This window comes from Kitasatospora sp. NPDC059973, from assembly GCF_042737525.1.
Classification (GTDB): Bacteria; Actinomycetota; Actinomycetes; order Streptomycetales; family Streptomycetaceae; genus Kitasatospora.
Genome location: NZ_JBHWUI010000037.1, coordinates 1 through 26,789 on the forward strand (window position 1 = coordinate 1; position 26,789 = coordinate 26,789).

At 75.3% G+C, this 26,789-nt stretch carries 25 protein-coding genes; 11 read left to right on the top strand and 14 right to left on the bottom strand.

The window, feature by feature from the left end:
- Positions 1–125 precede the first annotated feature (125 nt).
- From ACFWA9_RS13095 to ACFWA9_RS13130, 8 genes are all read right to left on the bottom strand, one after another.
- Positions 126–1,067: an ABC transporter substrate-binding protein gene (locus ACFWA9_RS13095; protein WP_380386404.1), complete on the bottom strand. Its 942-nt coding sequence runs from the start codon at positions 1,065–1,067 to the stop codon at positions 126–128.
- A gap of 68 nt (positions 1,068–1,135) precedes the next feature.
- A complete protein-coding gene (locus ACFWA9_RS13100; protein ID WP_352287275.1) occupies positions 1,136–1,831 on the bottom strand; it encodes an ABC transporter permease in 696 nt (231 codons plus the stop codon).
- The gene (locus ACFWA9_RS13105) at positions 1,828–2,496 is read right to left on the bottom strand and encodes an ABC transporter permease (RefSeq protein ID WP_352287272.1); all 669 of its coding nucleotides are present in this window, start codon (positions 2,494–2,496) and stop codon (positions 1,828–1,830) included. Before ACFWA9_RS13105 ends, ACFWA9_RS13100 begins: the two co-directional genes overlap by 4 nt.
- Entirely contained in the window at positions 2,486–3,622 is a 1,137-nt protein-coding gene (locus ACFWA9_RS13110; RefSeq protein WP_380386408.1) for an ABC transporter ATP-binding protein, read from the bottom strand. The genes ACFWA9_RS13105 and ACFWA9_RS13110 overlap by 11 nt, the downstream gene beginning before the upstream one ends.
- A gap of 411 nt (positions 3,623–4,033) precedes the next feature.
- Positions 4,034–4,420: a rhodanese-like domain-containing protein gene (locus ACFWA9_RS13115; RefSeq protein ID WP_329490478.1), complete on the bottom strand. Its 387-nt coding sequence runs from the start codon at positions 4,418–4,420 to the stop codon at positions 4,034–4,036.
- Positions 4,414–4,980 carry a cysteine dioxygenase family protein gene (locus tag ACFWA9_RS13120; RefSeq protein ID WP_352287266.1) on the bottom strand — a complete coding sequence of 189 codons (567 nt, stop codon included), beginning with the start codon at positions 4,978–4,980 and terminating at the stop codon, positions 4,414–4,416. The genes ACFWA9_RS13115 and ACFWA9_RS13120 overlap by 7 nt, the downstream gene beginning before the upstream one ends.
- 175 nt (positions 4,981–5,155) lie before the next feature.
- Positions 5,156–5,233, bottom strand: coding sequence for a putative leader peptide (locus ACFWA9_RS13125; protein WP_380386513.1), 78 nt, complete (start codon positions 5,231–5,233; stop codon positions 5,156–5,158).
- Between the two features lie 47 nt (positions 5,234–5,280).
- On the bottom strand, positions 5,281–8,376 hold the full coding sequence (locus ACFWA9_RS13130; RefSeq protein WP_380386412.1) for a hypothetical protein: 3,096 nt from the start codon (positions 8,374–8,376) through the stop codon (positions 5,281–5,283).
- Positions 8,377–8,786: 410 nt separating this feature from the next.
- On the opposite strand from ACFWA9_RS13130, the gene ACFWA9_RS13135 reads away from it, so the two are divergent.
- The 4 genes from ACFWA9_RS13135 to ACFWA9_RS13150 all read left to right on the top strand — a co-directional run bounded on the left by ACFWA9_RS13135 (position 8,787) and on the right by ACFWA9_RS13150 (position 13,685).
- The gene (locus ACFWA9_RS13135) at positions 8,787–9,629 is read left to right on the top strand and encodes a nitrilase-related carbon-nitrogen hydrolase (protein ID WP_329490481.1); all 843 of its coding nucleotides are present in this window, start codon (positions 8,787–8,789) and stop codon (positions 9,627–9,629) included.
- Between the two features lie 14 nt (positions 9,630–9,643).
- Entirely contained in the window at positions 9,644–11,056 is a 1,413-nt protein-coding gene (hydA, locus tag ACFWA9_RS13140; protein WP_380386415.1) for a dihydropyrimidinase, read from the top strand.
- A 75-nt stretch (positions 11,057–11,131) separates the two neighbouring features.
- Positions 11,132–12,169: a TIGR03842 family LLM class F420-dependent oxidoreductase gene (locus ACFWA9_RS13145; protein WP_380386418.1), complete on the top strand. Its 1,038-nt coding sequence runs from the start codon at positions 11,132–11,134 to the stop codon at positions 12,167–12,169.
- A complete protein-coding gene (locus ACFWA9_RS13150) occupies positions 12,159–13,685 on the top strand; it encodes an NCS1 family nucleobase:cation symporter-1 (protein WP_380386420.1) in 1,527 nt (508 codons plus the stop codon). The genes ACFWA9_RS13145 and ACFWA9_RS13150 overlap by 11 nt, the downstream gene beginning before the upstream one ends.
- 90 nt (positions 13,686–13,775) lie before the next feature.
- Here ACFWA9_RS13150 and ACFWA9_RS13155 read toward each other — a convergent pair whose 3' ends face one another.
- The gene (locus ACFWA9_RS13155; protein WP_380386423.1) at positions 13,776–15,014 is read right to left on the bottom strand and encodes a glycosyltransferase; all 1,239 of its coding nucleotides are present in this window, start codon (positions 15,012–15,014) and stop codon (positions 13,776–13,778) included.
- A 136-nt stretch (positions 15,015–15,150) separates the two neighbouring features.
- Here ACFWA9_RS13155 and ACFWA9_RS13160 point away from each other — a divergent pair, with 136 nt between their 5' ends.
- Positions 15,151–15,417: a GlsB/YeaQ/YmgE family stress response membrane protein gene (locus tag ACFWA9_RS13160; protein WP_329490487.1), complete on the top strand. Its 267-nt coding sequence runs from the start codon at positions 15,151–15,153 to the stop codon at positions 15,415–15,417.
- Between the two features lie 91 nt (positions 15,418–15,508).
- On the opposite strand, the gene ACFWA9_RS13165 is transcribed toward ACFWA9_RS13160, so the two are convergent.
- The 4 genes from ACFWA9_RS13165 to ACFWA9_RS13180 all read right to left on the bottom strand — a co-directional run bounded on the left by ACFWA9_RS13165 (position 15,509) and on the right by ACFWA9_RS13180 (position 18,808).
- On the bottom strand, positions 15,509–16,441 hold the full coding sequence (locus ACFWA9_RS13165) for an ADP-ribosylglycohydrolase family protein (protein WP_380386426.1): 933 nt from the start codon (positions 16,439–16,441) through the stop codon (positions 15,509–15,511).
- 144 nt (positions 16,442–16,585) lie between these two features.
- Positions 16,586–17,173, bottom strand: a complete 588-nt coding sequence (locus ACFWA9_RS13170; RefSeq protein WP_380386429.1) for a TetR family transcriptional regulator — start codon at positions 17,171–17,173, stop codon at positions 16,586–16,588.
- A 123-nt stretch (positions 17,174–17,296) separates the two neighbouring features.
- The gene (locus ACFWA9_RS13175) at positions 17,297–18,292 is read right to left on the bottom strand and encodes an aldo/keto reductase (protein WP_380386516.1); all 996 of its coding nucleotides are present in this window, start codon (positions 18,290–18,292) and stop codon (positions 17,297–17,299) included.
- A 213-nt stretch (positions 18,293–18,505) separates the two neighbouring features.
- The gene (locus tag ACFWA9_RS13180) at positions 18,506–18,808 is read right to left on the bottom strand and encodes a GNAT family N-acetyltransferase (protein ID WP_380386431.1); all 303 of its coding nucleotides are present in this window, start codon (positions 18,806–18,808) and stop codon (positions 18,506–18,508) included.
- Positions 18,809–19,881: 1,073 nt separating this feature from the next.
- Here ACFWA9_RS13180 and ACFWA9_RS13185 point away from each other — a divergent pair.
- The 6 genes from ACFWA9_RS13185 to paaE all read left to right on the top strand — a co-directional run bounded on the left by ACFWA9_RS13185 (position 19,882) and on the right by paaE (position 25,574).
- On the top strand, positions 19,882–21,213 hold the full coding sequence (locus ACFWA9_RS13185) for a M20/M25/M40 family metallo-hydrolase (protein WP_380386434.1): 1,332 nt from the start codon (positions 19,882–19,884) through the stop codon (positions 21,211–21,213).
- A gap of 497 nt (positions 21,214–21,710) precedes the next feature.
- The gene (gene paaA, locus ACFWA9_RS13190) at positions 21,711–22,775 is read left to right on the top strand and encodes a 1,2-phenylacetyl-CoA epoxidase subunit PaaA (protein ID WP_380386436.1); all 1,065 of its coding nucleotides are present in this window, start codon (positions 21,711–21,713) and stop codon (positions 22,773–22,775) included.
- Positions 22,772–23,065 carry a 1,2-phenylacetyl-CoA epoxidase subunit PaaB gene (gene paaB / locus ACFWA9_RS13195; protein WP_329490494.1) on the top strand — a complete coding sequence of 98 codons (294 nt, stop codon included), beginning with the start codon at positions 22,772–22,774 and terminating at the stop codon, positions 23,063–23,065. Before paaA ends, paaB begins: the two co-directional genes overlap by 4 nt.
- Positions 23,066–23,082: 17 nt before the next feature.
- The gene (gene paaC, locus ACFWA9_RS13200) at positions 23,083–23,964 is read left to right on the top strand and encodes a 1,2-phenylacetyl-CoA epoxidase subunit PaaC (RefSeq protein WP_352291080.1); all 882 of its coding nucleotides are present in this window, start codon (positions 23,083–23,085) and stop codon (positions 23,962–23,964) included.
- Positions 23,958–24,464, top strand: coding sequence for a 1,2-phenylacetyl-CoA epoxidase subunit PaaD (paaD, locus tag ACFWA9_RS13205; RefSeq protein WP_380386440.1), 507 nt, complete (start codon positions 23,958–23,960; stop codon positions 24,462–24,464). Before paaC ends, paaD begins: the two co-directional genes overlap by 7 nt.
- Positions 24,465–25,574: a 1,2-phenylacetyl-CoA epoxidase subunit PaaE gene (paaE, locus tag ACFWA9_RS13210; RefSeq protein WP_380386441.1), complete on the top strand. Its 1,110-nt coding sequence runs from the start codon at positions 24,465–24,467 to the stop codon at positions 25,572–25,574. It begins immediately after the preceding gene.
- Here the strand turns inward: paaE and ACFWA9_RS13215 are convergent.
- Positions 25,562–26,653: an NAD(P)-binding domain-containing protein gene (locus ACFWA9_RS13215; RefSeq protein WP_380386519.1), complete on the bottom strand. Its 1,092-nt coding sequence runs from the start codon at positions 26,651–26,653 to the stop codon at positions 25,562–25,564. The genes paaE and ACFWA9_RS13215 overlap by 13 nt on opposite strands.
- Between the last annotated feature and the right edge of the window lie 136 nt (positions 26,654–26,789).

Consider the following 26,789-nt stretch of genomic DNA (forward strand, 5'->3'; position numbering starts at 1 on the left):
GCCCGGGGGTCGCCCCCCGGACCGCCGCCGCCTGCCCTCACCGGCCGTCCGGCTCGTACCGCCGGCCCGGCGCGTACGGTCCGCCGGCCGCCGTGGCTGCCGGTCGGGCCGTCCGGCCGCCAGGCTCAGCTCAGGCCGTTGGCCTTCAGCCACTCCTTGGCCACGGCGGACGGGTCCTCCTTGTCCACCGCGACCTTCTTCATCAGCGTCGCCAGGCCGTCGGTGCTGAGCTTGGCCGACACGGCGTTCAGCGCGGCGACGGCGGGGGCGTCGACGGCCGTCTTGTTCACCAGCGGGGTGATGTTCTGCGCGCCGAACAGGTGCTTCGGGTCGGCCAGCGGGACGAGCTTCAGCTGGGCGATCTTCGGGTCGGTGGAGAAGACGTTGCCGACCTGGATCGAGCCGTCCTTGATCGCGTTGGCGGTGGTCTCGCCGGTCGGCTTCCACTCCTTGAAGGTCAGCCCGTAGACATCCTTGAGCGGCTGCTCCTGGCGGGTCTTGAACTCCGGCGGGCCGCCGATGGTGAACTCGCCCGCCTTGGCGGCCAGGTCCTCGATGCTCTTCAGCTGGTACTTGTCGGCGCTCTCCTGGCTGATGCTCAGGGTGTCGTTGTCCTCGGCGGGCGAGGAGTCCAGGATGGCCAGCGAGGCGGGCAGCGTCTTCGCCAGTTCGGCGTTGACCTCGTCCTTGGTCGCGGCCGGCTTGCCGCCGAGGTAGGAGAGCAGCGCGCCGTTGTACTCGGGCAGCACGGTCAGGCTGCCGTTCTGGAGCTGCCCGTAGAGCACCTCGCGGCTGCCGATGTTGAACTTCTCCTCGACCTTGACGCCCTTGGCCTTCAGCGCCTGCGAGTAGATCGAGCCGAGCAGCACGTTCTCGGGGAAGTTGGCCGAGCCGACCACCACGGTCGAGCCCGAGCCACCGGTCGTCGCGCCGGCCGGGGCCGAGGCGCCGCCGCCGAGCGGGTCGCCGCCGGAGGAGGAGCAGGCGGTGGCGCCGAGGGCGAGCGCGGTGACCGTACCGAGGAGCAGGGCCCGGCGGCCGCTTCGGCGGCGTGCGGATGTCGACATGGTGATTGGTGTCCTTTCGGGACGGCAGATGCTCGGTGGGACGAGCGGGACAAGCCTGCGGAGCGGGATCAGGGGGACTCGCGCGAGGAGCGGGCGCGGCGCTGGGCGCGCAGCCCGGGCGGGAGCGCGTAGCGGGCGAGCAGCGCGAAGAACAGCTGGGCGCCGACCGCGAGCAGCACCACGAGCAGCGCGCCGCCCACCGTCACGGCGTAGTTCCGGGTGGCCAGCCCGTCCATCACGTACCGGCCGAGCCCGCCGAGGCCGACGTAGGCGGCGACCGTGGCCGTCGCGACCACCTGGACGGTCGCGGTCCGGAAGCCGGCCAGCAGGGTGGGCAGCGCGGACGGCAGGCAGACCTGCCGCAGCACCTGCGGGTGGGTCAGCCCGACGCCGCGCGCCGCGTCCCGGACGTCCGGATCGGTCCCGCGCACCCCCTCCACGGCGGCGACCAGCAGCGGCGGCGCGGCGAGCGCGACCAGTGGGACCAGCACGGCCGTGTCGCCGACCCCGGCGAGCAGCACCGCGAGCGTCACCAGGCCGAGCGTCGGCAGCGCGCGGGCGGCGCCGGCCAGCGAGGTGACGGCGGTGGCGCCGCGGCCGGTGTAGCCGATCAGCAGGCCGAGCGGCACGGCCAGCAGGGCCGCGAGGAGCAGGGCCTCGCCGGAGAGCACCAGGTGCTCGGTCACGCGGTGCACGATCGAGTCCGGGCCGCTGCGGCGGTCCGGGGAGGAGAAGAAGTCCCCCAGCCAGGAGAGCCAGTTCATCGGCCGGCCCCCTTCTCCCGAACGGCCCAGGGCGCGAGCACCCGCCGGGCGCCGACCAGGAGCAGGTCCACGGCCAGCGCCAGCGCGGCGATCAGCACGATGCCGGCCACGATCGGGGTCGGGAAGGTGCGCTGGAAGCCGTCGATGAAGAGGTAGCCCAGCCCGCCGCGTCCGACCAGGGCGCCGACGCTCGCCAGCGAGATGCTGGAGACCGCGGCGACTCGCAGGCCGGCGACCAGGTACGGCACGGAGGCGGGCAGTTCGACGGCCGTCAGCCGGTGCCACGGCCCGTAGCCCATCGCGGTGGCCGCCTGGCGGACCGAGTCGGGGACGGCGTGCAGGCCGTCCACGGTGGTGGGCAGCAGGACGGCGACCGCGTAGAAGGTCAGCGGGATCATCACGGTGGCCTGGGTGGCCAGCCCGGTGTAGGGGATGAGCACCACGAAGACCGCCAGCGAGGGCAGCGCGTAGACGACGTTGAAGACGGCGGCCAGCGGCTGGTAGAGCCGGGGGTGGCGGGCGCAGGCCAGGCCGAGCGGGACGGCCAGCAGCAGGCCGATCAGGACCGGGAGCAGCGCGATCACCGCGTGGTCGGCGAGCAGGTCGCCCAGGTAGCCGAGGTGGTCGCCGATCCAGTACCACCGGACGATCGGTTCATCGTCCACCGGTGGCTCCGTCGGTCGCGTCCTCGTCCACCTCGCCCGCCCCGGGCGTGTCGTAGGCCTTGACCATCGCTATCTCCTCGGCCCTGGGACCGGGCGCGGCCGCCAGGGCGGTCAGGACGGCCTCCCGGCTCGCCGTGCCGGTGGCCCGGCCCTCGGCGTCCAGGGCGACCGCGACCCCGGCGGGGGAGAGGACGGCGGCGTCCAGCGCGGAGCGCAGGGTGTCCGCCTGCGGGTGGTACCCGGCGACCGGGTGCAGCGCGGCGGCCGGGGCGTCCCGGTCGATCCAGCCGATCGGGCGGCGCTCGTCGTCCAGCGTCAACTCCCACCGGCCGTAGCGCAGTCCGTCGGCCACCGGGCGGACGGTGACGGCGGTGGCCGGCCGCAGGCCGAGCCCGCGCAGCCCGCGGTCACGGCCGAGGAAGGCGGCGACCTCGGCGTCGGCGGGCGCGGTGAGCAGCGTGTGCGGGTCGGCGAGCTGGGCGATCCGGCCCTGCTCGCGCAGCACCACGACCTGGTCGCCGAGCCGGATGGCCTCCTCGATGTCGTGCGTGACGAAGAGGACCGTCTTGTGCAGTTCGGACTGCAGCCGCAGCAGCTCGTCCTGGAGCCCGGCCCGCACCACCGGGTCGACGGCGCTGAACGGCTCGTCCATCAGCAGCACCGGCGGATCGGCGGCCAGCGCCCGGGCCACGCCGACCCGCTGCTGCTGGCCGCCGGAGAGCTGGAACGGGTACCGCTTGCCGGTCTCGGGCGCGAGCCCGACCAGCTCCAGCAGCTCGGCGGCCCGGGCCCGGGCCCGCTTCTTGTCCCAGCCGAGCAGGTAGGGGACGGTGGCGATGTTGTCGATCACCTTGCGGTGCGGGAAGAGGCCGGCCTGCTGGATCACGTAGCCGATGCCGCGGCGCAGCTTGGCCGGCTCCAGCTCGGCGACGTCCGTGCCGTCCAGGAGCACCCGGCCCGAGGTCGGCTCCACCATCCGGTTGACCATGCGCAGCAGGGTCGTCTTGCCGCAGCCGGACGGGCCGACCAGCACCGTCGTCCGGCCGGTGGGCACATCGAGGTCCAGGCCCCCGACGGCGATGGTGCCGTCGGGATGGCGCTTGCCGGCGCCGTCGAATCTGATCACGGGGAGTTTCCTCTGTCTCGGTGCCGCCCGGTGGTGGCGCCGATGGTGTCGGTCTGTCGGTCGTGGCGGTTTGTCGACAAGTGACGGCCCGTGAAGCGGCCGCCCTTCGTCGGATCAACTGCCCGGGCGTTCTTCCGCCCGCGTGGCTGCCCTGCATCGGACCGGCGGAAACTCCGATCAGACTATGACCTGAATCATCTCCTGTCCGTGATTTACCCTCCGCGTGGGGCGGCCGCCCCCGGGAGACGGGGCCGGGCCCGGGTCCGTCGGGCCGGCCGCCGAGGGGACGCGTCGGCGCTGCCACCGGGCCGGACGCACCCCGGACCCGGTCGGTGGGAGCGCCCTGCGGGCGCCCCGCTCAGCCGCTCAGCCGCTCTGCTCAGCCGTCCTGCCGTCCTGCCGTCCTGCCGTTCAGCCGCCCTGACGCGTCGGCAGTCCGGCGGCCGCCCAGCCGACGAAACCGCCGTCCAGGTCCGTCGCCCGGTGCAGCCCCAGCTCGCGCAGCGAGGCGGCGGCCAGGCTGGAGGCGTAGCCCTCCGAGCAGACCACGACCACCTCGACGTCGTAGCCCTCGGCCTCCGGGATCCGGTGACTGCCCGTCGGATCGAGCCGCCACTCCAGCACGTTGCGCTCGATGATCAGCGAGCCGGGGATCTCGCCCTCGGCCGCCCGCTGCGCCGCCGGCCGGATGTCCACCAGCAGCGCGCCGTCCAGCTGGGCCTGGTACGCCTCCCGGGCGCGGGGCCGGTGGACCCCTTCGCGGGCGCGCTCCACCAGGTCGTCGATCGTGGTCACCATTGCTCCGGTCCTTCCTGCGAGGTGCGGACCAGTCCGCCGGCCCGCAGTTCGTAGTGCGCCATCGAGTCCAACGGCGGTGAGTAGGCGTGCAGCGTGACCGCGGGGCCGGCGCCCGTGTTGCGGACGTCGTGCACGTATTCCGGGCCGAAGGCCCGGGCGGTGCCGGCCGTGATCCGGCGGATCAGCAGGCCCTGCTCCGGCCCGCCGAGCGAGAGCTCCTCCAGCTCGCCGAGGGCGACGGCGAACGCGCCGCGCGAGCCGCCGTGGTCGTGGAAGCCGGTGGACTGGCCGGGCAGCCAGCTGATCAGCCAGACCTCGTGGTCCTCGTCGGCCACCAGGCGCCGGTACCAGCGTTCCTCGGTGGAGAGCCGGACGTGGTGGATCCACTGGTCGGGCTGCTCGGCGAGGTCGCGGACGATTGCGCGCAGGGACTTCGGGGTGAGCGGGGTACCGGTCCGCGCGGGCGCGGTGGCGGCGGAGTCGGCGGCGGTCGGGGCGTCGGGGGCGGCTTCGGTGCGGGCCGGGCCGGCCGGGGTGCCGGGGGCGAGGTCCAGGCTCATGTGGGCGTCCTCGGGGAAGGCGGAGCGAGCGGAGGTACGGCCGTACCCGGCGGGGGATGCAGGCCTGCCGGGTGCGGGTGCGCCGGGAAACGGGGCGCGTCAGGAAGACGGGTACGGCTGCGCGGCGCGGGCCCTGGCGGACGTCACAGGGCGGGACCGGCGAGGAGGGTCAAGGTCAACAGGCACACATGGAGCTCGCCTGGCGTCGCAGATCGACGTGCAGGCGGCAAACCAGAGTGGTGCCGGAGTCCATGCGCCGGATCTTTCCCGACCCGCGGGGCGTGAGTCAAGCGGGCCCGGTCACTCGTGCGTGGCGCGCCGGGGTGCGGGAGGCGCCGCGGCCGGGCGCGCTGCCGTGCTGGTCGGAGCCACCGGGGCGGTCGGCGCGGGGGCCGGCGCCGGGGTCGGTGCGAGGTCGGCCAGCGTCGCGCCGAGCACCGGGGCGGCCTGCTCGCCCAGATGGCGGCCGAGCGTCTGGTAGGCGTCGAACTGCCGGTGGTCGAACCACTGGTCGCTGGTGCTGTCGTTGGGGAACGCCGCGTTGGCCGCCGCGTAGGCGTGCAGCTCGTACGGCATGCCGACGGTGAGGACGGCCTGGACGACGATCAGCGTGCCGTGGTGCCGCCACTCGTCGCCGTGGGAGCCGTGGGGGCCGTGGGGGCCGTGGTGCCGGTCGCCGACGGCCGGGCCGACGCGGGTGTCGTCGCCGGGGGCGTCGAACGGGTCCGGGTAGCGGATGTCCCCGGTGATCACGGCCCGGGCGGAGAGCCGGCCCGCCAGGCGTGCCGCCAGACCGCGCAGCGACGTGTCGTCGCTGCCGGGGATCAGCAGCTCCGGCCGGTGCAGGGTGATGACGATGCCGAGCTCCTCGCGGGCGAGGGTGATCGCCGCCGCCAGACTCGCCGCGACCGGGGCGTCCCCGCTCGCGTCGACGCAGACCGCCGTCCGCACGCGGTGCCGGAGCAGCTCGACCAGGCCGAGGTTCTCGTAGTGCCCGCCGTCGGTGGTGAGCAGGAAGCGGTCGTCCATCGGGAAGCGGCCGCTCAGCTCGCGCAGCTGGTAGGGGAGCCGGCGGACGGCGGGCTGGGAGGGGAGCCGCCAGTCCCGCCCCGGCGCCCAGAGCGGCCCGAGCGCGGCCGGGTTGGGCAGCCAGGTGCCCAGCCGGGCGTTGGTGACGGCGAACAGGCCCTGGTAGGCGCGGGACTGACGGCCCATCGCGGAGGAGAACGCGGCGCCCGAGACGGCCATCGCGGACTGCACGGTGAGGTCCCTGGCGATGTGCCGCCGGGTGCGCCGCTCCAGCAGGTCGGTGCGGGCGTAGCCGACGTCCGGCCCGCCCACGTAGTCGTGCGAGAAGGTGAAGGAGACGGCCCGGCGCCCGGGCGGCGTGCGGGAGCTGCCGGACAGGTTGGCCGCCGCCGCGAAGATCATCTGAGGGACGTCGGGGTGCCGGGCGCCGTAGTGGCTGAGCCAGGTCTGCTCGCGGTAGAAGTGGTACGGCCGGGCCAGTGCCTCACCGTCCTCGGTGGCGCGGCGGACGGCGAAGGCGGAAGCCAGCCGGCGCCGGTAGAACGGGTGCAGGCTCATCCACGTCTGGTCGAGGTTGAGCCCCACCGTGCCGAGCACGAGCGGCAGCAGCACCTGCGCGGTGGCGGGCCAGGCGTGGCCGGTGGCGACCGCCCAGCCGAGCGCGAGCAGCGCGCCCGACGACAGCGTGGCGAGCGCCGCCCACACCAGCAGGTACTGGACCAGCCCGTCCGTCACCCCGCCGCCGAGCCGCCGGGTGCTGTGCAGCAGCCCGCCGAGCGCCGCCGCGCCCTGCTCGACGACCCGGCGCCCGCGCCACAGTATGCCGAGCAGCAGGGTGAGGTAGCTGAGGAGGACGGTCAGGCTGAGCCCGGCGCCGGTCTGCCGGGCGCCGACCGCCAGCTCCTGCTGCAGCCAGACCGCGCCCCAGGCCAGTCCGGGCACCACCAGCACCCCGGCGGCCACCAGCGCGGCCAGGGCGAGGGCGCCGTGCGAGAGCCGCCGCAGGGTGCGCGGCAGCGGGGTGTCCCAGCCGAGCTGCGAGAAGGCGAGCAGCCAGAGCAGCCAGCAGAGCGCGGCCGCCGCGAGCAGCCCGAGCAGCGCGAGGACGGCCGGCTCGCGGACGGCGAGCGCGCCGAGCCGGCCGGCCCCGCCGGTGCGCAGGCCGACGGCGGCCAGCGCGTCCAGGTCGGTCAGCGGGACGAGGTGGTAGAAGCGGCTGAGCCCCAGGCCGAGCACCAGGACGGCGGCGAGCAGCAGGGCCAGCGCCGCGACCAGGCCGCGGAGCAGCGTGCCGAGGGCGACCAGCCACTGGCCGGCCCCGTCCGCGAGGTACTTGGCGTGCCGGCGGAGGTGGTCCTCCTCCGGCGAGCCGGGCTCCAGGACGTCGTCCGCCGTCAGGCCGGAGACGGCGTGCTCCGGGCCGCCGGGCGCGGAGTCGCTGAGGGCGAGCTGCAGCGCGCCCGTGGTGTAGCCGCCGCCGGAGACGGAGACCAGGTAGCGGGCCTGCTTCAGCCAGGGCCGCAGCGCCTGGAGGACGCCGAGGGTGACGCAGGCGGAGCGGATGCCGCCGCCGGAGACGCAGAAGCCGAGCCGGGCGGGTTCCCGGCCGGGCGGCACCCGGGTGCCGTTGCGCCAGCGGGCGTGGCGGTCGAGCGGCCCGTGCGGGCGCGGCCCGGGCGGCCAGCGCCCGCCGTGCCGGGTGGCCACCGGCCACGGCGGGATCAGCTCGGGGCCGGCGTCGGCCGGTCCGGCGCCCCCGGCTCGGGCCGGCGCGGGCGGCCGCCGCAGGATGCCGCGCGCCGCGCGGTGGACGGTGATCGCGAGCACGGCCAGGGCCATCGCGCCGGCCGGCAGCAGGAGCAGCCACTTGACGGTGGCGAGCGCGGTGGCGGCGGCGAAGGGCGCGTCGGAGCCGGCGTGCGGGCCGGGGCCGGTGCCGAGCCCGTCCAGCCCGATGCCGAGCAGCGCGTTCTCCGCGATGTCCAGGGCGCCCGCGAGCAGGCCGGCGGCCCCGGCGGCGAGCGCGGTGAGCCGCCAGTGCGGACGGGTGAGCACGTACCGGCCGAGCAGCCCGGCCGCCGCGAGGGTCAGGGTCCAGCCGCCGAGCAGCCAGGGCTCAGCCCGCAGCGCCGCGAGGTGGTCGGCGGCCCGCCCGGCGACCACGGCTCCGGCGGAGGCGGCGGAACCGGCCAGTTGCAGCCGCACGCTCCGCACCGCGGGCGCCCACCGGGCGAAGAGCAGGCTCCCCAGCACGAGGGGCAGCGGCACCGCCAGGGCGAGCAGCAGCCCGGCCCACGGCGGTACCGGACCCGGCGGAGGGTCGGGGGGCGCGCCACCCGGCCCGGGCGCGGCGGATGCGGCCTTCACCTCGACCTCCCCCCGTGGGCCCGGCCCGGACGACCGCCGGGAACTCACCGTCCGGAGCGCCCCGGTGACGGACCGGAGCAGCGTCCACCGGCGTCTTACCCCGGCGCGCGGTACTTCGCACCCGGAATCACCCGAATGGGTAAGGAGTGCGGCAGTGGGGTAGTTGAGCGTTTCATCCCGTCCAGAAGCACCCGCGTGTCCGCGTAACAGGATCGCCCCGGCCGCGTTACGTCCGACGTATTGTCAGGCCACCGAGGCCGGGCCTACGGTCTACAGACCACGTTCTACGCACGTAGATGTGTGCGTCGCCGCATGCCGACGCGTGCCGGAACCCGAGGCGGATCCGCCCCGTCAACCCTCAGACCGCAGGCCCGACCCCCCGGCCGGGCCACGGAGTTGCGGAGGTACCCATGTCGCAGATCGTCCGTGCCGCCCTCGTGCAGACCCGGTGGACCGGTGATCAGGAGACGATGATCGCCCTCCACGAGCGCCACGCCCGCGAGGCCGCCGCCCAGGGTGCGAAGATCATCGGTTTCCAGGAGGTCTTCAACGCCCCGTACTTCTGTCAGGTCCAGGACCCGGAGCACTACCGCTGGGCCGAGGCCGTCCCGGACGGGCCCACCGTCCGCCGGATGCGGGACCTCGCCCGCGAACTCGGCCTGGTCGTCGTCGTCCCCGTCTACGAGGAGGAGCAGCCCGGCGTCTACTACAACACCGCCGCCGTGATCGACGCCGACGGCAGCTACCTCGGCAAGTACCGCAAGCACCACATCCCCCAGGTCAAGGGCTTCTGGGAGAAGTACTACTTCAAGCCCGGCAACCTCGGCTGGCCCGTCTTCGACACCGCCGTCGGCAAGGTCGGCGTCTACATCTGCTACGACCGCCACTTCCCCGAGGGCTGGCGCGCCCTCGGCCTGGCCGGGGCCCAGATCGTCTACAACCCCTCCGCCACCAGCCGCGGCCTCTCCGGCTACCTCTGGCAGCTCGAACAGCCCGCCGCCGCCGTCGCCAACGAGTACTTCGTCGCCGCGATCAACCGGGTCGGCACCGAGGAGTACGGCGACAACGACTTCTACGGCACCTCCTACTTCGTGGACCCGCGCGGCCAGTTCGTCGGCGACGTCGCCTCCGACAAGGAGGAGGAACTCGTGGTCCGCGACCTCGACCTCGGCCTCATCGAGGAGGTCCGGCAGCAGTGGGCGTTCTACCGGGACCGCCGGCCCGAGGCCTACGGCCCGCTCACCGAGGCGTGAGGGAGGCACCCACCGTGACCCGCACCGTCATCCGCGGCGGCCTCGTCATCACCGCCACCGACGAGATCCACGCCGACGTCCTGATCGAGGGCGAGCGCATCGCCGCCCTCGCCGCCACCGACAGCGACGCCGCCCGGGCCTGGACCGCCGACACCGTCATCGACGCCACCGGCCACTACGTCGTCCCCGGCGGCGTCGACGCCCACACCCACATGGAGCTGCCCTTCGGCGGCACCGCCGCCTCCGACACCTTCGAGACCGGCACCCGCGCCGCCGCCTGGGGCGGCACCACCACCATCGTCGACTTCGCCGTCCAGCCGGTCGGCGGCTCGCTGCGCGAAGGCCTTGACACCTGGCACGCCAAGGCCGACGGCAACTGCGCCGTCGACTACGCGTTCCACACCATCGTCTCGGACGTCAACGACGCGGTCCTGAAGGAGATGGACGCCCTCGTCGACTCCGGCGAGTCCACCTCCTTCAAGCTCTTCATGGCGTACCCCGGCGTCTTCTACAGCGACGACGGCCGCATCCTGCGCGCCATGCAGCGCGGTGCCGCCAACGGCGGGCTGATCATGATGCACGCCGAGAACGGCATCGCCATCGACGTCCTCGTCGAGCAGGCGCTCGCGGCCGGCCGCACCGACCCCCGGTACCACGGCGAGGTCCGCCGCGAACTCCTGGAGGCCGAGGCCACCCACCGCGCCATCAAGCTCGCCCAGGTCGCCGGCAGCCCGCTCTACGTCGTCCACGTCTCCGCCGCCGCCGCCCTCGCCGAGCTCGCCCGGGCCCGGGACGAGGGCCTGAACGTCTTCGGCGAGACCTGCCCGCAGTACCTCTTCCTCTCCACCGACAACCTCGCCGAGACCGGGGCCGACGGCTTCGAGGGCGCCAAGTACGTCTGCAGCACGCCGCTGCGCCCCCGCGAGCACCAGGAGGCGCTCTGGCGCGGGCTGCGCACCAACGACCTCCAGGTGGTCTCCACCGACCACTGCCCGTTCTGCTTCGCCGGCCAGAAGGAGCTCGGCCGCGGTGACTTCTCCAAGATCCCGAACGGGCTGCCCGGCGTGGAGAACCGGATGGACCTCCTCCACCAGGCCGTCGTCGACGGCCACCTGACCCGCCGCCGCTGGATCGAGGTGGCCTGCACCACCCCCGCCCGGATGTTCGGCCTGCACCCGCGCAAGGGCACCATCGCCCCCGGCGCCGACGCCGACGTGGTCGTCTACGACCCCACCGCCGTGCAGACCGTCTCCGCCGCCACCCACCACATGAACGTCGACTACTCGGCCTACGAGGGGCGCCGGCTCACCGGCCGGGCCCGCACGGTGCTCTCCCGCGGCACCGTGATCCTCGACGACGGCACCTGGCTGGGCCGCGCCGGACACGGCGCCTTCCTGCGCCGCGACACCTGCCAGTACCTCACCTGACCGTCTCCCCGCACCGCCGTTGCCCGGGGCCCTGCGTCGGCCCCGGGCGGCCCCACCCTTCCCTGGAGCTCCCCGATGGACATCGGCCTCGTCCTGCAGACCGACCCGCCCGCCCGCCTGCTCGTCGACCGCATGGTCCGCGCCGAACGGGCCGGGTTCAGCCACGGCTGGACCTTCGACTCCTGCGTCCTGTGGCAGGAACCCTTCGTGATCTACAGCCGGATCCTCGCCGAGACCACGACGCTGACCGTCGGCCCGATGGTCACCAACCCCTCCACCCGCACCTGGGAGGTGACCGCCTCCCTGTTCGCCACCCTCAACGACATGTACGGCAACCGCACCGTCTGCGGCATCGGCCGCGGCGACTCCGCGATGCGGGTGGCCGGCCGCCGCCCCGCCACCCTCGCCCGGCTCTCCGAGGCCATGCACGCCATCAAGGAGCTGGCCGAGGGCCGCACCGTCGAGGTGGACGGCACCGAGATGCACCTGCCGTGGGTCCGCGAAGGCGCCCTGCCGGTCTGGATGGGCGCCTACGGGCCCAAGGCGCTCGCCCTCACCGGACGCCAGGCCGACGGCTTCATCCTCCAACTCGCCGACCCCTACCTCACCGAGTACATGATCAAGGCCGTCCGCGCCGCCGCCGCCGAGGCGGGCCGCGACCCCGACACCGTCACCATCTGCGTCGCCGCCCCCGCCTACGTCACCGCCGACGACTCCCCGGCCGCGCTCGCCCACGCCCGCGAGCAGTGCCGCTGGTTCGGCGGCATGGTCGGCAACCACGTCGCCGACCTGGTCACCCACTACGGCGAGCACTCCAGCCTCGTCCCCGAGGCCCTCACCGCCTACATCAAGGACCGCCAGGGCTACGACTACAGCCACCACGGCCGGGCAGGGAACCCCGACACCGCGTTCGTGCCCGACGAGATCGTCGACCGCTTCTGCCTGATCGGCCCGCCCGCCGCCCACCGGGACCGCCTCGAACACCTCCGCTCCCTGGGCGTCGACCAGTTCGCCGTCTACGCCATGCACGACGCGGTCGAGGCCACCATCGACGCCTACGGCAACGACGTCATCCCCCGGCTCCGGCAGGAGGCGCGCCCCGGTGAAGGGTGACCCGCCGGCCGACCGCGCCGCGGCCACCGGCCAGTACGAGCACGGGGACGGCCGGGTCGAATCCGACCCCGCCGCCCCCGTGCTGCCCGCCAACGGCTTCACCAACGACGACCTGCGGCCCGTCCCGGTCGCCCGCCGCACCTGGACCACCTACAACTTCCTCGCGCTCTGGGTCGGCATGGCCCACAACATCCCGTCCTGGACGCTCGCCTCCGGCCTGGTCGCGCTCGGCATGGACTGGAAGCAGGCCGTCCTCACCATCGCCCTGGCCAACCTCGTCGTGCTCATACCGATGCTGCTCACCGGCCACGCGGGGACCAAGTACGGCATCCCGTTCCCGGTCTTCGCCCGCGCCTCCTTCGGCCTGCGCGGCGCCAACCTGCCGGCGCTGCTGCGGGCCGCCGTCGCCTGCGCCTGGTTCGGCATCCAGACCTGGATCGGCGGCGAGGGCATCTTCCTGCTCGCCGGCAAGCTCCTCGGCGAATCCTGGCGCACCGCGGCCGAGTTCGGCGGCCACCCGTGGACGCAGTGGCTCTCCTTCCTGCTGTTCTGGCTGATCGAGATGGCCGTGATCGCCCGCGGCATGGAGACCCTGCGCCGGTTCGAGAACTGGGCGGCCCCGTTCGTCATCGTCGGGGCGCTGGCCCTGCTGGCCTGGATCACCGTCAAGGCGGGCGGCTTCGGGCCGCTGCTCGACCAGCCGTCCCGGCTCGGCTGGGGCGGCGACTTCTGGAAGGTCTTCTTCCCGGCGCTGATGGGCATGATCGGGTTCTGGTCGACCCTCGCGCTCAACATCCCCGACTTCACCCGCTTCGGCGGGAGCCAGCGCGCCCAGATCCGCGGCCAGGCGCTCGGGCTGCCCACCACGATGACCCTCTTCGCGCTGCTCTCGGTGCTGGTCACCTCCGGCTCCCAGGCCGTCTACGGCGAACCGGTCTGGGACCCGATCGCGCTCGCCGCGAAGATGGAGAGCCCGGTGGGCATCCTGTTCGCCCTGCTGACCGTGCTGGTCGCCACGCTCTCCGTCAACATCGCGGCCAACGTCGTCTCGCCCGCGTACGACCTCGCCAACCTGCTGCCCCGGCTGATCACCTTCCGGACCGGGGCGCTGATCACGGGTGTGATCGGGATCGCGCTCTTCCCCTGGAAGCTGATCTCCGACCCGCACGTCTACATCTTCACCTGGCTCGGCCTGGTCGGCGGCCTGCTCGGCACGGTGGCCGGCGTGCTGATCGCCGACTACTGGGCGCTGCGGCGCACCCGGCTGCTGCCGGCCGAGCTCTACCGGCCGCACGGCGCCTACTGGTACACCGCCGGCTGGAACTGGCGGGCCGTCGCCGCCCTGGCCACCGGCGGCGTGCTGGCCGTCGGGGGCTCCTACGGCGGCCCGTTCCCGGCCGACGGCCTGCTGCCCGTCCTCAAACCGCTGGCCGACTACGGGTGGGCCGTCGGCTTCGCCACCTCGTTCGCCCTCTACCTCGTGCTGAGCCGGGGGACGGGCCGGCGCCGGCGGTAGGGGCGGGCCGCCGGGGCCGTGCCGGGGGCCGTTCGGCGGCCGTTCCGGGGGCGGGTGGGGGCCGGTGGGGGCCGGTGGGGCCGTTCGGGGTCAGGAGGCGAGGCGGTCGACGGCGGCCAGGACCCCGACGGTGCCGTCCTCGGCGGCCAGCGCGGCGGCGACGGCCCGGGCGCGCTCCCGGTAGTGCGGCGTGTCCAGCGTGCGGCGGACGGCGGCGGCCAGGCGGGCGGACGTGAGCGCGGGGAGCGGGACCGGCCCGGGGGAGGTGCCCAGGCGGGTGAGGCGCGCGGACCAGAACGGCGCGTCGAGCTGGGCGGGCACGGGGACGGCGGGCGTGCCGGCCCGCAGGGTGGCGGCGGTGGTGCCGGCCCCGGCGTGGTGGACGATGGCGGCCATCCGCGGGAACAGCCAGTCGTGCGGGGTGTCGTCGATGGTGAGGACGTCGTCGGAGTCGGCCGCGCCGAGGCCGCTCCAGCCGGCCTGGAGGACGGCCCGCACCCCGGCGGCCCGCAGTCCGGCGAGGACGGTGGCGCTCAGCGCCGCCGGATCGGGGACGACCAGGCTGCCGAAGCCGACGAAGACCGGCGGTGGCCCGGCGGCGAGGAAGTCGACGAGGCGGTCCGGCGGTCGCCACCCGGGCTCGGGGTGCGGCCACCAGTACCCGGCGACCTCCAGGCCGGGGCGCCAGTCGGCGGGGCGCGGCACGACGGTGGGGGAGAAGCCGTGCAGCACGGGGTGGGCGCGCCGGGTCCGGGCGATGCCGCGCGGCGGCAGGCCGAGCCGGTGGCGCAACCCGTGGACGGCGGGGGCGAAGAGGCGGTCGGCGGCGGCCTCCACGGCGTGGCCGGCGAGCAGGTTCCCGGTCCGGCCCAACGACCGGGTGCCGGTCACGGAGGGCGCGAACTCCCGGGTGGGGGCGATCGGTTGGAGGTAGAGGCCGATGCTGGGGATGCCGGCGGCCTCGGCGGCGACCTGGCCGAGCGGGGTGGTGGCGCTGGTGGTGAGCAGCAGGTCGGTGCCCTGGGCGGTGGCCGCCACGATGGCGTCGCCGAGGGCGGGCATGAAAGAGCGGCCGAGGCGCAGGAGTTGGAGGAGGGACAGCGGTCCGGAGCCGGACCGCAGGACCCGCTGGCCGCGGTCGGAGGCGAGTTCGGCTCGCGGATCGACCGGGAGCGGGCGGAACTCCAGGCCCGCGGCGCGCACCTGACCGGCGAAGGTGGTGTGGGTGGCGACGGCCACCTGGTGGCCGGCCGCGCGGAGCCGGGCGCCCAGGCCGGTGAAGGGCGCCACATCGCCCCGGGACCCGGCGGTGGCGATCAGGATGCGCATGGCCGCAGTATCGCGGCGCGGCCGGTCGCGCCGCCGGGTGCCACGCCCGGCGCACTGCAACCGAGGGGGCGCACGGCGGCGTCCTGGCCGGTGAGACGGCCCGCTGGGAGTGCCGTGACGGAGGGCGGGAGGACGCATGAGCATCATCGCGTGGATCGTGCTGGGTCTGGTGGCCGGGGCGCTGGCGAAGCTGCTGCTGCCGGGCAGGGACCCGGGCGGTCTGGTGGTGACCACCCTGATCGGCATCGCCGGGTCGTTCGTCGGCGGCTGGATCTCCTCGCGCATCCTGGACAAGCCGGTCTCGGCGCACTTCTTCGACCTTGCCACCTGGGGCTCGGCGATCGGCGGCGCGCTGGTCCTGCTGATCCTCTACCGGATCTTCTTCGGCAACTCCCGCAGCTGAGCGCCGTAGGTGACCGCCCGCGGTGGCCCCTGCCGGTGACCGGCAGGCCGGGTCGGGCGTCGGAACCGCCCGACCCGGCCGGCCGTGCCGGCTACGGCTCGGTCACCCACCCGGGCAGGTCCTCGCGGGCGTCCAGCCAGGCGGCGGGCACCCCGGCGAGGCCGGTCCGGGCGGCGACCACGCCGCCCGCGATCGCGCACGTGGTGTCCATGTCGCCCCAGCCCTCCAGGGTGTGCCAGAGCGCGTCCGGCAGGGAGTCGAGGTGCGTGGCGGCGGACCAGAGGGCGAACGGCACGGTGTCCGGGGCGGAGATCAGGAGCCCGGACCCGAGGACCTGAGCGGCGTGCCGGACGCTGGTGTGCCCCGGCAGCCGGGCGGCGATCCGCAGTCCGGAGCGGACGTCGCTGTCGGGCAGCCGGGCGGCGAGCTCGGTGAGCAACTCGGCCCGACCGGGCGGGCGCTGCCCCCGGCTGCGGGCGGCGAGCGCCGCCGCCAGCGCGACCGCGACGGCCCCCGCCACCGCCTCCGGGTGGAAGTGCGTGGTGAGCGCCTGCAGTTCGGCCTGCCGGGCCACGGTGTCCAGGTCTTCGGCGAACCAGGCGCCCAGCGGGGCGGCCCGCATGGCCGCGCCGTTCCCGTAGGAGCCCTGCCCGCCGAACTGCTCCGCGGTGACGCTCCGCCAGTCGGCGCCCGCACCCACCGCCCGCAGCACGCCGTGCATCGACGGCCCGTACTTGCGCCCGTACTCGGTGGCGTACTCCTCGGCGAACCCGGCCGCCAGCTCGTCCTGGTGGACCGTGCCGCGGCGACGGAGATGACGGACCAGGACGAGCGCCATCGCGGTGTCGTCCGTCCAGTGCCAGGGCGCCGGGCGGGGCAGCCGGGCGGCGAGTGCGGCGGGAGCCTCGTCGAGCGGGGCGGAGAACCAGCGGTCGCCGAAGGCGTCGCCGAGGGCGAGTCCTTGCAGGCTGTCCAGCGCCGGTCCGGTGGCACGCAGGCCGTCCTCCCGAGGGGAATCGATCATGCGTGGGAGTCTGCCGGGTGCCGCCACGGTGGGGCGAACGCTTTTCGGCGGTGGGGCCGGGCGCGAGCCGGGCCAGGTGCGGGCCCGGGTGTGCGGGCCAGGATGTGCGGCCCCGGGTGTTCGGGGCCGGGCGGGTGTGGTCGGTCAGCGGGTGAGGAGGCCGCCGAGGAGGAGCTTCCAGAGGGCGGCGAAGCGATCCGGTGCCTGGGGGTCGGACCACTCGGCGGCGTACGCGGGGTCGTGGAAGTGTGCGGTCGCCTCGAACAGGGCCCGGGCGGTCGGGCCGACCGGAGCCGGCCCGAACTCCCCGCTGTTCACCCCGGCCTGGACGATCCGGCCGATCTGTTCGACCAGGGTGTCGATGTGGGCCTCGACGGTGCTGCTGGTCTCCGCGACCAGCACCAGGTAGGTCGCGAACAGCTGGGGGTCGTCGAGCGCCTTCTTCCGCTTGGCGGCGAACAGCGTCTCCAGCCAGCGGTGCAGGCGTTCCACCGCCGGGCCGGACTCGGCGGTGATAGACGCCAGGCTGTCGTGCGCCTGGTCGAGCCAGCGCTGGGTGACGGCCTCGCGCAGCGCCGCCTTGCTGGGGAAGTGGCGGTAGACGCTGCCGTGGCTGACGCCGAGGGTGCGGGCGACGTCCACCACGGTGGCCTTGGCGGGGCCGAACCGCCGGAGGACCTCCTCCGTCGCGCCCAGGATCTGCTCGGGAGTGAGTGCACTGTCCGTGGTCACGGGGAGGTACGTCCTAACGGGGTGGTGCGTCCGTCGCCGGGGCGGCGGACGGTGCTGCGGCTGACGGGCGGGCCGGGGCGGGGCCCCGCCCCGGCCGCGAACCGGCGACCGCCGGGGTGCCGGTCAGTGCTCGCTGTCGAGGTGGGCCATCTGAGCGGCAGCGTACCTGTCCCCGGCGGCGGACCCGGCGGGGACGGCGGCCTCGATGGCGGCGAGGTCGGCCGGGGTGAGGGCGACGTCCAGCGCACCGAGGGCCTCGGCGAGCCGGTCGCGACGGCGGGCGCCGACCAGCGGCACGATGTCCTCGCCGCGCGCGGCGACCCAGGCGATCGCGACCTGGGCGACGCTCGCGCCCCGCTGCTCGGCAACCGCGCGCAGCGCCTCGACCAGGTCGAGGTTGTGGGCCAGGTTGTCGCCCTGGAAGCGGGGGCTGTGGCCGCGGAAGTCCGACCCGGCCAGCGCGCGCCCGTTGTCCCAGTGCCCGCTGAGCAGCCCGCGCGAGAGCACGCCGTACGCGGTGACGCCGATGCCCAGCTCGCGGGCGGTGGGCAGGATCTCGGCCTCGATGGACCGCGAGAGCAGCGAGTACTCGATCTGCAGGTCGCTGATCGGGTGCACGGCGGCGGCCCGGCGCAGCGAGTCGGCGCCGACCTCGGAGAGGCCGATGTGGCGGACGTGACCGGCCTTGACGAGGTCGGCGATCGCGCCGACGGTCTCCTCGATCGGAACGCTCGGGTCCAGCCGGGCCGGGCGGTAGACGTCGACGTAGTCGGTCCGCAGCCGGCGCAGCGTGTAGGCGAGGGCGGTCTTGGTGGCGGCCGGGCTCGCGTCGTAGCCGAGCCACTGGCCGTCCGGGGCGCGCTGGGCGCCGAACTTCACGCTGATCTGCACGCTCGCGCGGTCCCGGCCGCGCAGTGCGTCGTGGATCAGCAGTTCGTTGTGGCCCATGCCGTAGAAGTCGCCGGTGTCGAGCAGGGTGATGCCCGCGTCGAGTGCGGCGTGCACGGTCGCGATGCTCTCGGCCTCGTCGGCCGGGCCGTAGAGGTCGGACATGCCCATGCAGCCGAGGCCGAGGGCGGAGGTGGTGGGGCCGGTGGCGCCGAGCGGGCGCTGCGGGATCCGGGAGGTCGTGGTCACGGGGTGCTCCGGCGGGGTGAGGGGGTGGAGGGGGCGGCGGCCGCGCGGGGCGCGGGCCTGCCGGATTCCACTATGGCACCTTGGCTGACAGATTTCAAAGTTTGTCAGCCGTCATCTGTCAGTCGTCATCCGTCATCCGTTAGTCGTTACCTGCTACCTGCTACCTGCTACCTGTCAGCCGTCACCTGTCATTCGTCAGTCGCTCACCCGGCTGCGGTTCTCGTAGGCCAGATCCGTGTACTCGGGGTGGCGCAGCATCCAGCCCTTGATGAACGGGCACGTCGCCAGTACCGCCAGGCCCCGTTCGCGTGCGTCGTCCAGCGCGGCCCGGGCCAGCGCGCTGCCGACCCCCTGCCCCTCGAACGCCGGCTCGACCACGGTGTGCGGGTAGACCACCAGCCGGTCGCTGCGGATGTACTCGGCGAAGCCCGCCGGGGCGCCGTCCACCCGGGCCTCGAAGCGGTTCCCGGCTTCGGCGTCGTGCACGGTGACGGTCATCGAAGGCTCCTCGCGGTAGGTCGCGGAGCCGGGGCCGGCCCCGGTCCATCATCGAGTTCCGGCGGCCGCACCGCCCGTCGGTCGGCCCGGTGTTGCCGCGGCCGCGCCGTCTCCGCGCCTGACGGCCCCGCCGTCCGGTGGACCGCGAGTCGCTCCCGACGAGGGGCAACCGGGCGCCTGGGCACCGCACTTGGGCCGGTACCGGGTCGCCCCGGACCGGCCCCGGGCGCGCCGCCCCGGTGCTCTCGCCCGGTCGCCTCCGCCGCGACGGCCACCCGGCCGACGGGCCGCACCACGGGTGCCTCCGCCGCCGCCGCGTCGCGACGGACGGCCGCGCCGACGGCCCGCTTCCTCGTACCGGGCGCTGAGCCGGGGTCACCCATCCGGCGTGGAAAACCCGCGCCTTGGGCGTTTGGGCTGCCGAACCCGGGCGCCGGGTCCATGGTGGAGATGGGCGCGATCCGGCGACCGCGCTCGCGCGCCGATCCAGGCCCGCGCGCCGTGCGCCCGCCGCCGTTCTCCGACGGGTGCCCGAGGCAGGGCCCGGCCCTCCGGCGCGCTGGGAGCAGGGCCACCTCGCAGGAAGCCGAACGGTTCTTCTAGGCTCACATCTCGGCTTCCCCGTGGCGGTGCCGTTGCTGCGCCCGCCGCATCGAAGCCGCCGTCCACGGGGGCTCCGGGCCGACCGGGGCCTCCGGATCGAGCGAGGAGGACGCAATGCCAAGCATGCCGCCCAGCCGTTCCACCGCACTCGGGCCAGACGGGCCGACCTGGCAGGTCGTACGCCGGGCCGGGGCCGCGCGCCCCGGCTGGTCCGGGCACCCGGGCTGGTCCGGCCGGCCGGTCCGGCCGCTGAATACCGGCGGCGGCCGCGGAGGCGAGCGTTGAGTCCTCAAACCGTCCGGCCGCCCGCCGCGTCGACCGTGACCACCGCGGCCGCCGGCCCCTCCTCGGCCACCGTCGCCCCTGTGACTCTCGCCACAGCCGCAGCCGCAGCCGCAGCCGCAGCCACGGCCCCAGGCCCAACCACAACCACACCCAAGGCCGCGGCCATCGCGGAGGCGGTGCAGGCGGTGCGGTCCACCCCGGCGCCGGCCGCGACGCCGGCCGCGACACCGCCCCGGCCCGAGCCCGCCCCGCCGGCCCGCCCCACCGCCTCCGCCCAGGCGTCGCCCGTGGAGCCGCCCGCCCCGGCGGCCGCCGACGGTGATCCCCACGCCGGGCTGACCGCCGCCCTTCCCGGACTGCCCCAGGCCCTCAGCTCCCGCGCCCGTACGCTGGCCGGAGCCGTCCGACGCCGCTGCGCGGACCTCGCCCGTATCGAGTCGCCCAGTGGCGACGCGCCCCGACTCGACGCCCTCGCCGAGGAGTTGGCCGCCGGATTCGGCGCGACCGGCGCCACCGCCCACCGCGAGCCCGGCCCCGCCGGTGATCACCTGGTGCTCCAGTGGGACGGCCAGGACGAGAGCCTGCCGCACCTCCTCGTGGTCGGCCACCACGACACCGTCTGGCCGGCCGGCACCCTGAACGACTGGCCGGTCACCGAGCAGGACGGCACTCTCAGCGGCCCCGGCGTCGTCGACATGAAGGGCGGACTCGCCGTCCTGGAGGGCGCGTTCGCCCTGCTGGCCGACCTCGGTCAGCGCCCGCACCGCACCGTCCGGCTGGTCGTGGTCTCGGACGAGGAGGTCGGCAGCCCGGACGGCAGGCGCCTGGTCGAGCGCCAACTGCGCGGCGCGGCGGCCGTCCTGGGGCTCGAACCGCCGCACCCGGACGGCCGGCTCAAGACCGCCCGCCGGGGCAGCACCCGGGTGCGGCTCACCGTCACCGGGCGGGAGGCACACGCCGGCAACGACGCCGGCGAGGGGGTCTCCGCGGTCGACGAGCTCGTCGACCAGCTGGTCGCGGTCCGTGACCTCGCCCGCCGGCCCGGTACCGAGCTCAACGCCGGGCGGATCAGCGGCGGTACCCGCGCCAACGTGGTCGCCGGCCGGGCCGAGGCCGAGCTGGGTCTGCGCTTCTCCACCGGTGAGGCGCAGCGCCGCACGCTCGACAGCCTCGCCCGGCTCACCGCGCTGCGGCCGGGGGCCCGGGTGCGGACGGAGGTCCTGTCCAGCCGGCCGGCCTGGCCGGAGCGCACCGCCAACCCGCTGCTGCGGCACGTCCGGTCGCTCGCGGCGGTGCTCGGGCAGCAGCTGGACGGCGGCCCGGCCGGCGGTGCCGGTGACACCAATCTGCCGGGCTCGCGCGGCCTGCCGACGCTGGACGGCTTCGGCGCGGTCGGGGCCGGGGCGCACGCCCGGCACGAGCACATCCGGATCGATCAGCTGGCGCCCCGGATCGCGCTGCTGGCGGCGCTCCTCGCCGTACCGCTGCCGCGCCTGCGGGACCGGTCGGAGGGGTGAGCGCGCCCCCGTCGCGGTAGCGGCGGGCCGGGCCGGGTGGGCCCGTCGTCCGACCCCGGACGGCGGGCCCACCCGCTGTGGCGGCCGGTTGCGGTGAGCGGTTCCCGTGCCGGGGCCGCCGTGACGTGCCGCGACGGACGGGTCGCTGTCCAGCGGGGCCCGGCGAGGTCCCAGCGGGGCCCCGGTGAGGCCCTCGGGGAGATGGCGGCCGCCACCCGCACCCCCGTCCGGGGCGGTCCCCGGCGCGGGAGCGAGCCCCGGCGGACCCCGGGCGGCCCGGTTCCCTTGTCAGGGCGCCGCCTCACCGCGCACAATGGTACCGACCGAACGGTCAGTCGGTTGCCGTGAGGGCGGCGGCCGAGCCCGGCACACCGCGCTGCCGGTGGCCGGTGCACGGGGCGCCGGTGCGGGGACGCGAGCGGATCGCGCCCGGGCACCGGCCACCGGGGCACCGGCCGCCGGGCGCTGACCGCAGGGACAGGACGCGAGAGGGGCGAGTGGTGACAACAGAGGTGGCCGAACCGGCCTCCGCGCAGACGCAGGAGGAGCGGTTCGAGGCGGTCGTCGCCGCCGAGCAGCGGATCGAACCCCGGGACTGGATGCCCGACGCCTACCGGGCCACCCTGATCCGCCAGATCGCCCAGCACGCCCACTCCGAGATCATCGGCATGCAGCCCGAGGGCAACTGGCTCACCCGCGCCCCGTCGCTGCGCCGCAAGGCGATCCTGCTCGCCAAGGCCCAGGACGAGGCCGGCCACGGCCTCTACCTCTACGCCGCCGCCGAGACCCTCGGCGTGGACCGGGCGGAGCTGACCGAGAAGCTGATCTCCGGCCGCCAGAAGTACTCCTCGATCTTCAACTACCCGACCCTCACCTTCGCCGACGTCGGTGTGATCGGCTGGCTGGTCGACGGCGCCGCGATCTGCAACCAGGTACCGCTCTGCCGCTGCAGCTACGGCCCGTACGCGCGGGCGATGGTCCGGATCTGCAAGGAGGAGTCCTTCCACCAGCGCCAGGGCTACGAACTGCTGATGACGCTGATGCGCGGCACCGACGCCCAGCGGCGGATGGTCCAGGACGCGGTGGACCGCTGGTGGTGGCCGTCCCTGATGATGTTCGGTCCCTCCGACGCGGAGTCGCCGAACACCGCCCGCTCGATGGGCTGGCGGATCAAGCGCCACACCAACGACGAGCTGCGGCAGCGCTTCGTCGACATGACCGTCCCGCAGGCGGACCACCTCGGGGTCACCCTGCCCGACCCGGCGCTGCGCTGGAACGAGGACCGGGGCTGCTGGGACTTCGGCGAGCCGGACTGGTCCGAGCTGACCAGGGTCATCCAGGGCCAGGGCCCGTGCAACGCCCAGCGGGTGGACCGCCGCCGCGCGGCCCACGAGGACGGCGCCTGGGTCCGCGAGGCGGCCACCGCCTACGCGCGCAAGCGCCGGGCGGAGAGCCGCCCGGCCGCCACCTCCCCGGCCGCCACCTCCCCGGCCGCCACCTCCCTGGCCCCGACGGCCGGACCCGAAGCGCCGAGCGCGCAGAGCGAGGAGAACGGAAAGTGACCGAGTCCAAGGCCGGCTGGCCGCTCTACGAGGTGTTCGTGCGCCCCCGGCGCGGACTGAACCACGTCCACGTCGGTTCGCTGCACGCGGCCGACGACCGGATGGCGCTGCTCGCCGCCCGTGACCTCTACACCCGGCGCAACGAGGGCGTCAGCCTCTGGGTGGTCCCCTCCGCCGCGATCACCGCCTCGACCCCGGACGAGCGCGACCCCTTCTTCGCCCCCAGCGGCGACAAGGTGTACCGCCACCCGACCTTCTACGACATCCCCGAGGATGTCCCGCACATCTGACGGGGAGCAGCACGACCATGACAGACGACCACGTCTACCTGAGCCTCTCCGAGGCGTCCGACGAGCCCGAGGGTGAGGGCCGCTGGGCGTACGGGACGGGCTTCGCCGACCCGCTGCTCGGGGTGGACACCGCCGTGCCGCCCGGCCTGGACGGCGCCGACCTCGCCGCGTACTGCCTGATGCTGGGCGACGACGCCCTCGTCCTCGCCCAGCGGCTCACCGAGTGGTGCACCCGGGCGCCGGAGCTGGAGGAGGAGGTCGCGCTCGCCAACCTGGGCCTCGACCTGCTCGGCCAGGCCCGCCAGCTGCTCACCCGGGCCGGCCAGGCGGACGGCTCCGGCCGCACCGAGGACGACCTGGCGTACTGGCGCGAGGAGCACGACTTCCGCAACGTCCGGCTGGTCGAGGCGGAGAACGGGGACTTCGCGTTCTCGGTCGCCCGGCTGCTGGTCTTCGCGACCGCGCGCGGCGCGCTGTACGAGGCGCTGGCTACGCACCGCGACCCCGTGCTGGCGGCGGTCGCCGCCCGGGGCGTCAAGGAGCTGGCCTACCACCGCGAGTACGCCACCGCCTGGACGCTGCGGCTCGGCGACGGGACGCCGTACTCGGCGCTGCGGATGCAGGCCGGTCTGGACGCGGTCTGGCCGCTGGTGGAGGAGCTGTTCACGGCGCATCCGGTGGAGCTGCGGGTCGGCGTGGACCCGGCCGGCCTGCGCGAGCCGGTGCTGCGCTCGCTGGCCGCCGTCCTCGCCGAGGCCGGGCTGACCGTGCCCGAGGTGCCGGGGCTGGCCACGGTCGGCGGCCGGGCCGGGCGGGACGGCGTGCACACCGAGGCGCTCGGTCCGCTGCTGGCCGAGTTCCAGGTGGTGGCCCGCGCGCACCCGGGGGCGACATGGTGACCACCACGCGCGGCCGGGCCTGGGAGGTCGCGGCGAGCGTCCCGGATCCGGAGCTACCCATGCTCACCCTGGCCGACCTCGGGGTGCTGGCCGAGGTGGAGGAGGGCGGTTCGACGGTGACCGCCTGGCTGACCCCGACCTACTCCGGGTGCCCGGCCGTCGCCGAGATGGCGGCCGATGTGGACCGCCGCCTGCACGCGGCGGGGTACCCGGACGTCCGGGTGCGGCTGCGGCTGGACCCGCCGTGGTCGACGGACCTGATCACCGAGGAGGGCCGCCGCAAGCTCGCCGAGGCGGGCATCGCGCCGCCCGACCGGACGTCGGCGCACCGGTCGTCCCCCGGCCTGCTGGCCCTCGGCCCGACCCGCCGTGTGGTGGCCTGCCCGCTCTGCGGCGGCACCGACACCGAGGAGCTGTCCCGCTTCGGCTCGACCGCCTGCAAGGCGCTGTGGCGCTGCCGGGACTGCCGCGAGCCCTTCGAACGCGTCAAGGAGATCTGAATGGCCGCCAGCCCCGCCCCGGCCCCCGGCCCCGCCCCGGCCGCCCGGCGTCCGGCCTTCCACCACCTGCGGATCGCCGAGGTGGAGCGGCTCTGCGACGACGCCGTCGCGGTGACCTTCGAGGTGCCGGAGGCGCTCGCCGAGGAGTTCGCGTTCCGCCCCGGACAGACGCTGACGCTGCGCCAGGTGGTGGACGGCACCGACGAGCGCCGCTCGTACTCGATCTGCGCCCCCGTCGGCGGCCCGCTGCGGATCGCCGTCCGCGAGGTGCCCGGCGGGCTGTTCTCCCGCCGGCTGGTGCGGGAGGCGCGGGCGGGCGAGGAGGTCGAGGTGCTGACCCCGTCCGGCCTCTTCACCCCGACGCTCGGCGAGCCCGCCGACCACGTGCTGCTGGCGGCCGGCTCCGGCATCACCCCGATGCTCTCCATCGCCGCCTCCGTCCTGGCCGCCGACCGCACCTCCACCGTCACGCTGCTCTACGGCAACCGGCGCAGCGACACCGTGATGTTCGCCGACGAGCTGGCCGACCTGAAGGACCGCTACCTCGGCCGGTTCCAGCTGGTGCACGTGCTCTCCCGGGAGACCCGGGACGCCGAGCTGCTCAGCGGGCGGCTGGACCCGGAGCGGGTCGAGGCGCTGCTGAGCGCACTGGTGGACGTGCCGGCGGTCGGTCACTGGTGGCTCTGCGGGCCGTTCGGGATGGTCACCGGCGCCAAGGAGCTGCTGGCCGGGCTGGGCGTGCCGACCGCGCGGGTGCACCAGGAGCTGTTCCACGCCGAGGACGAGCCGGCCGCCGAGCGGACCGAGCCGTCCGGTCCGGCGGACGGCGTCGCGCACAGCGAGGTGACCGTCGTCCTCGACGGGCGCGGCAGCACGCTCACGCTGCCGCGCGACCGGTCCGTCCTGGACGGCGCCCAGCGCTCCCGCCCCGACCTGCCGTTCGCCTGCAAGGGCGGGGTCTGCGGTACGTGCCGCGCCCTGGTCACCGAGGGCGAGGTGGAGATGCGCCGCAACTTCGCGCTGGAGGAGAAGGAGCTGGCCGCCGGCTACGTGCTGACCTGCCAGGCCCGCCCGCTCACCGACCGGGTGACGGTCGACTACGACCGCTGAGCGGGCACCGCGGCCGCCCCGGCCGGCGGTCCGAGCAGCGCGACGATGTCGTGGACGGCGGCCCGGCCCGCCCGGTTGGCACCGACGGTGCTGGCGGACGGGCCGTAGCCGACCAGGTGGACGCGCGGGTCGACGGTGGCCCGGGTGCCGGTGAGGGCGATCCCGCCGCCGGGGGAGCGCAGGCCGAGCGGGGCGAGGTGGCCGACCTCGGGGCGGAACCCGGTGGCCCAGACGATCGCGTCGACCGCCAGCTCCCGCTCGCCCCAGGCGACGCCGTGCTCGGTGAGGCGGTCGAACATCGGCCGGCGGTGCAGGGCGCCGAGCTCCTCGGCCTGGCGGTAGGCGACGGACGGGCCGAGCCCGGTCACGCTCACCACGCTGCGCACCGGCAGCCCCTGGCGGACCCGCTCCTCGACCTTGGCGACCACCGCGCGGCCGTACTCGGGGGTGAACGGGCCCTCGTGGAAGACGGGCGGGGTACGGGTGACCCAGACCGTCTCGCCGACGGCCGCGACCTCGGACAGCACCTGGACCGCCGAGGCGCCGCCGCCGACCACCAGGACGCGCTTTCCGGCGAACTCCGCCGGCCCCCGGTACTCGGCGTAGTGCAGCTGCCGCCCGGCGAAGTGGCCGGGGTAGTGCGGCACGAAGGGACGGGTCCAGGTGCCGGTGGCGTTGATCAGCGCCCGGGTGGACCAGGTACCGGCGTCCGTCCCGACCAGCAGGCGGGCGTCCGGCCGGTCGGACTCGGAGCGCACCGCCCGGACGTGGACGGGGCGCACCACCGGGAGCGTGTGCTTCGCCTCGTACGCCGTGAAGTACCCCGGGACCACCTCGCGCGCGGGCGCGTCCGGGTCGGGCTCGGGCAGTTCGAAGTCGGGCAGGTCGTGGAAGCCGTGCACGGTGGCCATCCGCAGCGAGGGCGCGCGGTGCGCCCAGGCGCCGCCGGGGGCGGAGCCGGCGTCGAGGACGACGAAGCCGCCGTCGGCGTCCTCCCGGTAGGGGGCGAAGCCGCGGCGGCGCAGGTGGTAGGCGGCGGACAGACCGGCCTGCCCGGCCCCGACCACCAGGACGTCCACCCGTCGGGTGGTCCGGCCGGCCCCCGGGGCGGCGTCGGCGGCGAGCGGGGCGGCCCCGGGCTCGACCGCCCCCAGGTTGGTTGCACCGTAAACAGTCACGCCGGTGAAACATCCCGCGGGCGGGGAGTGTTCCCGG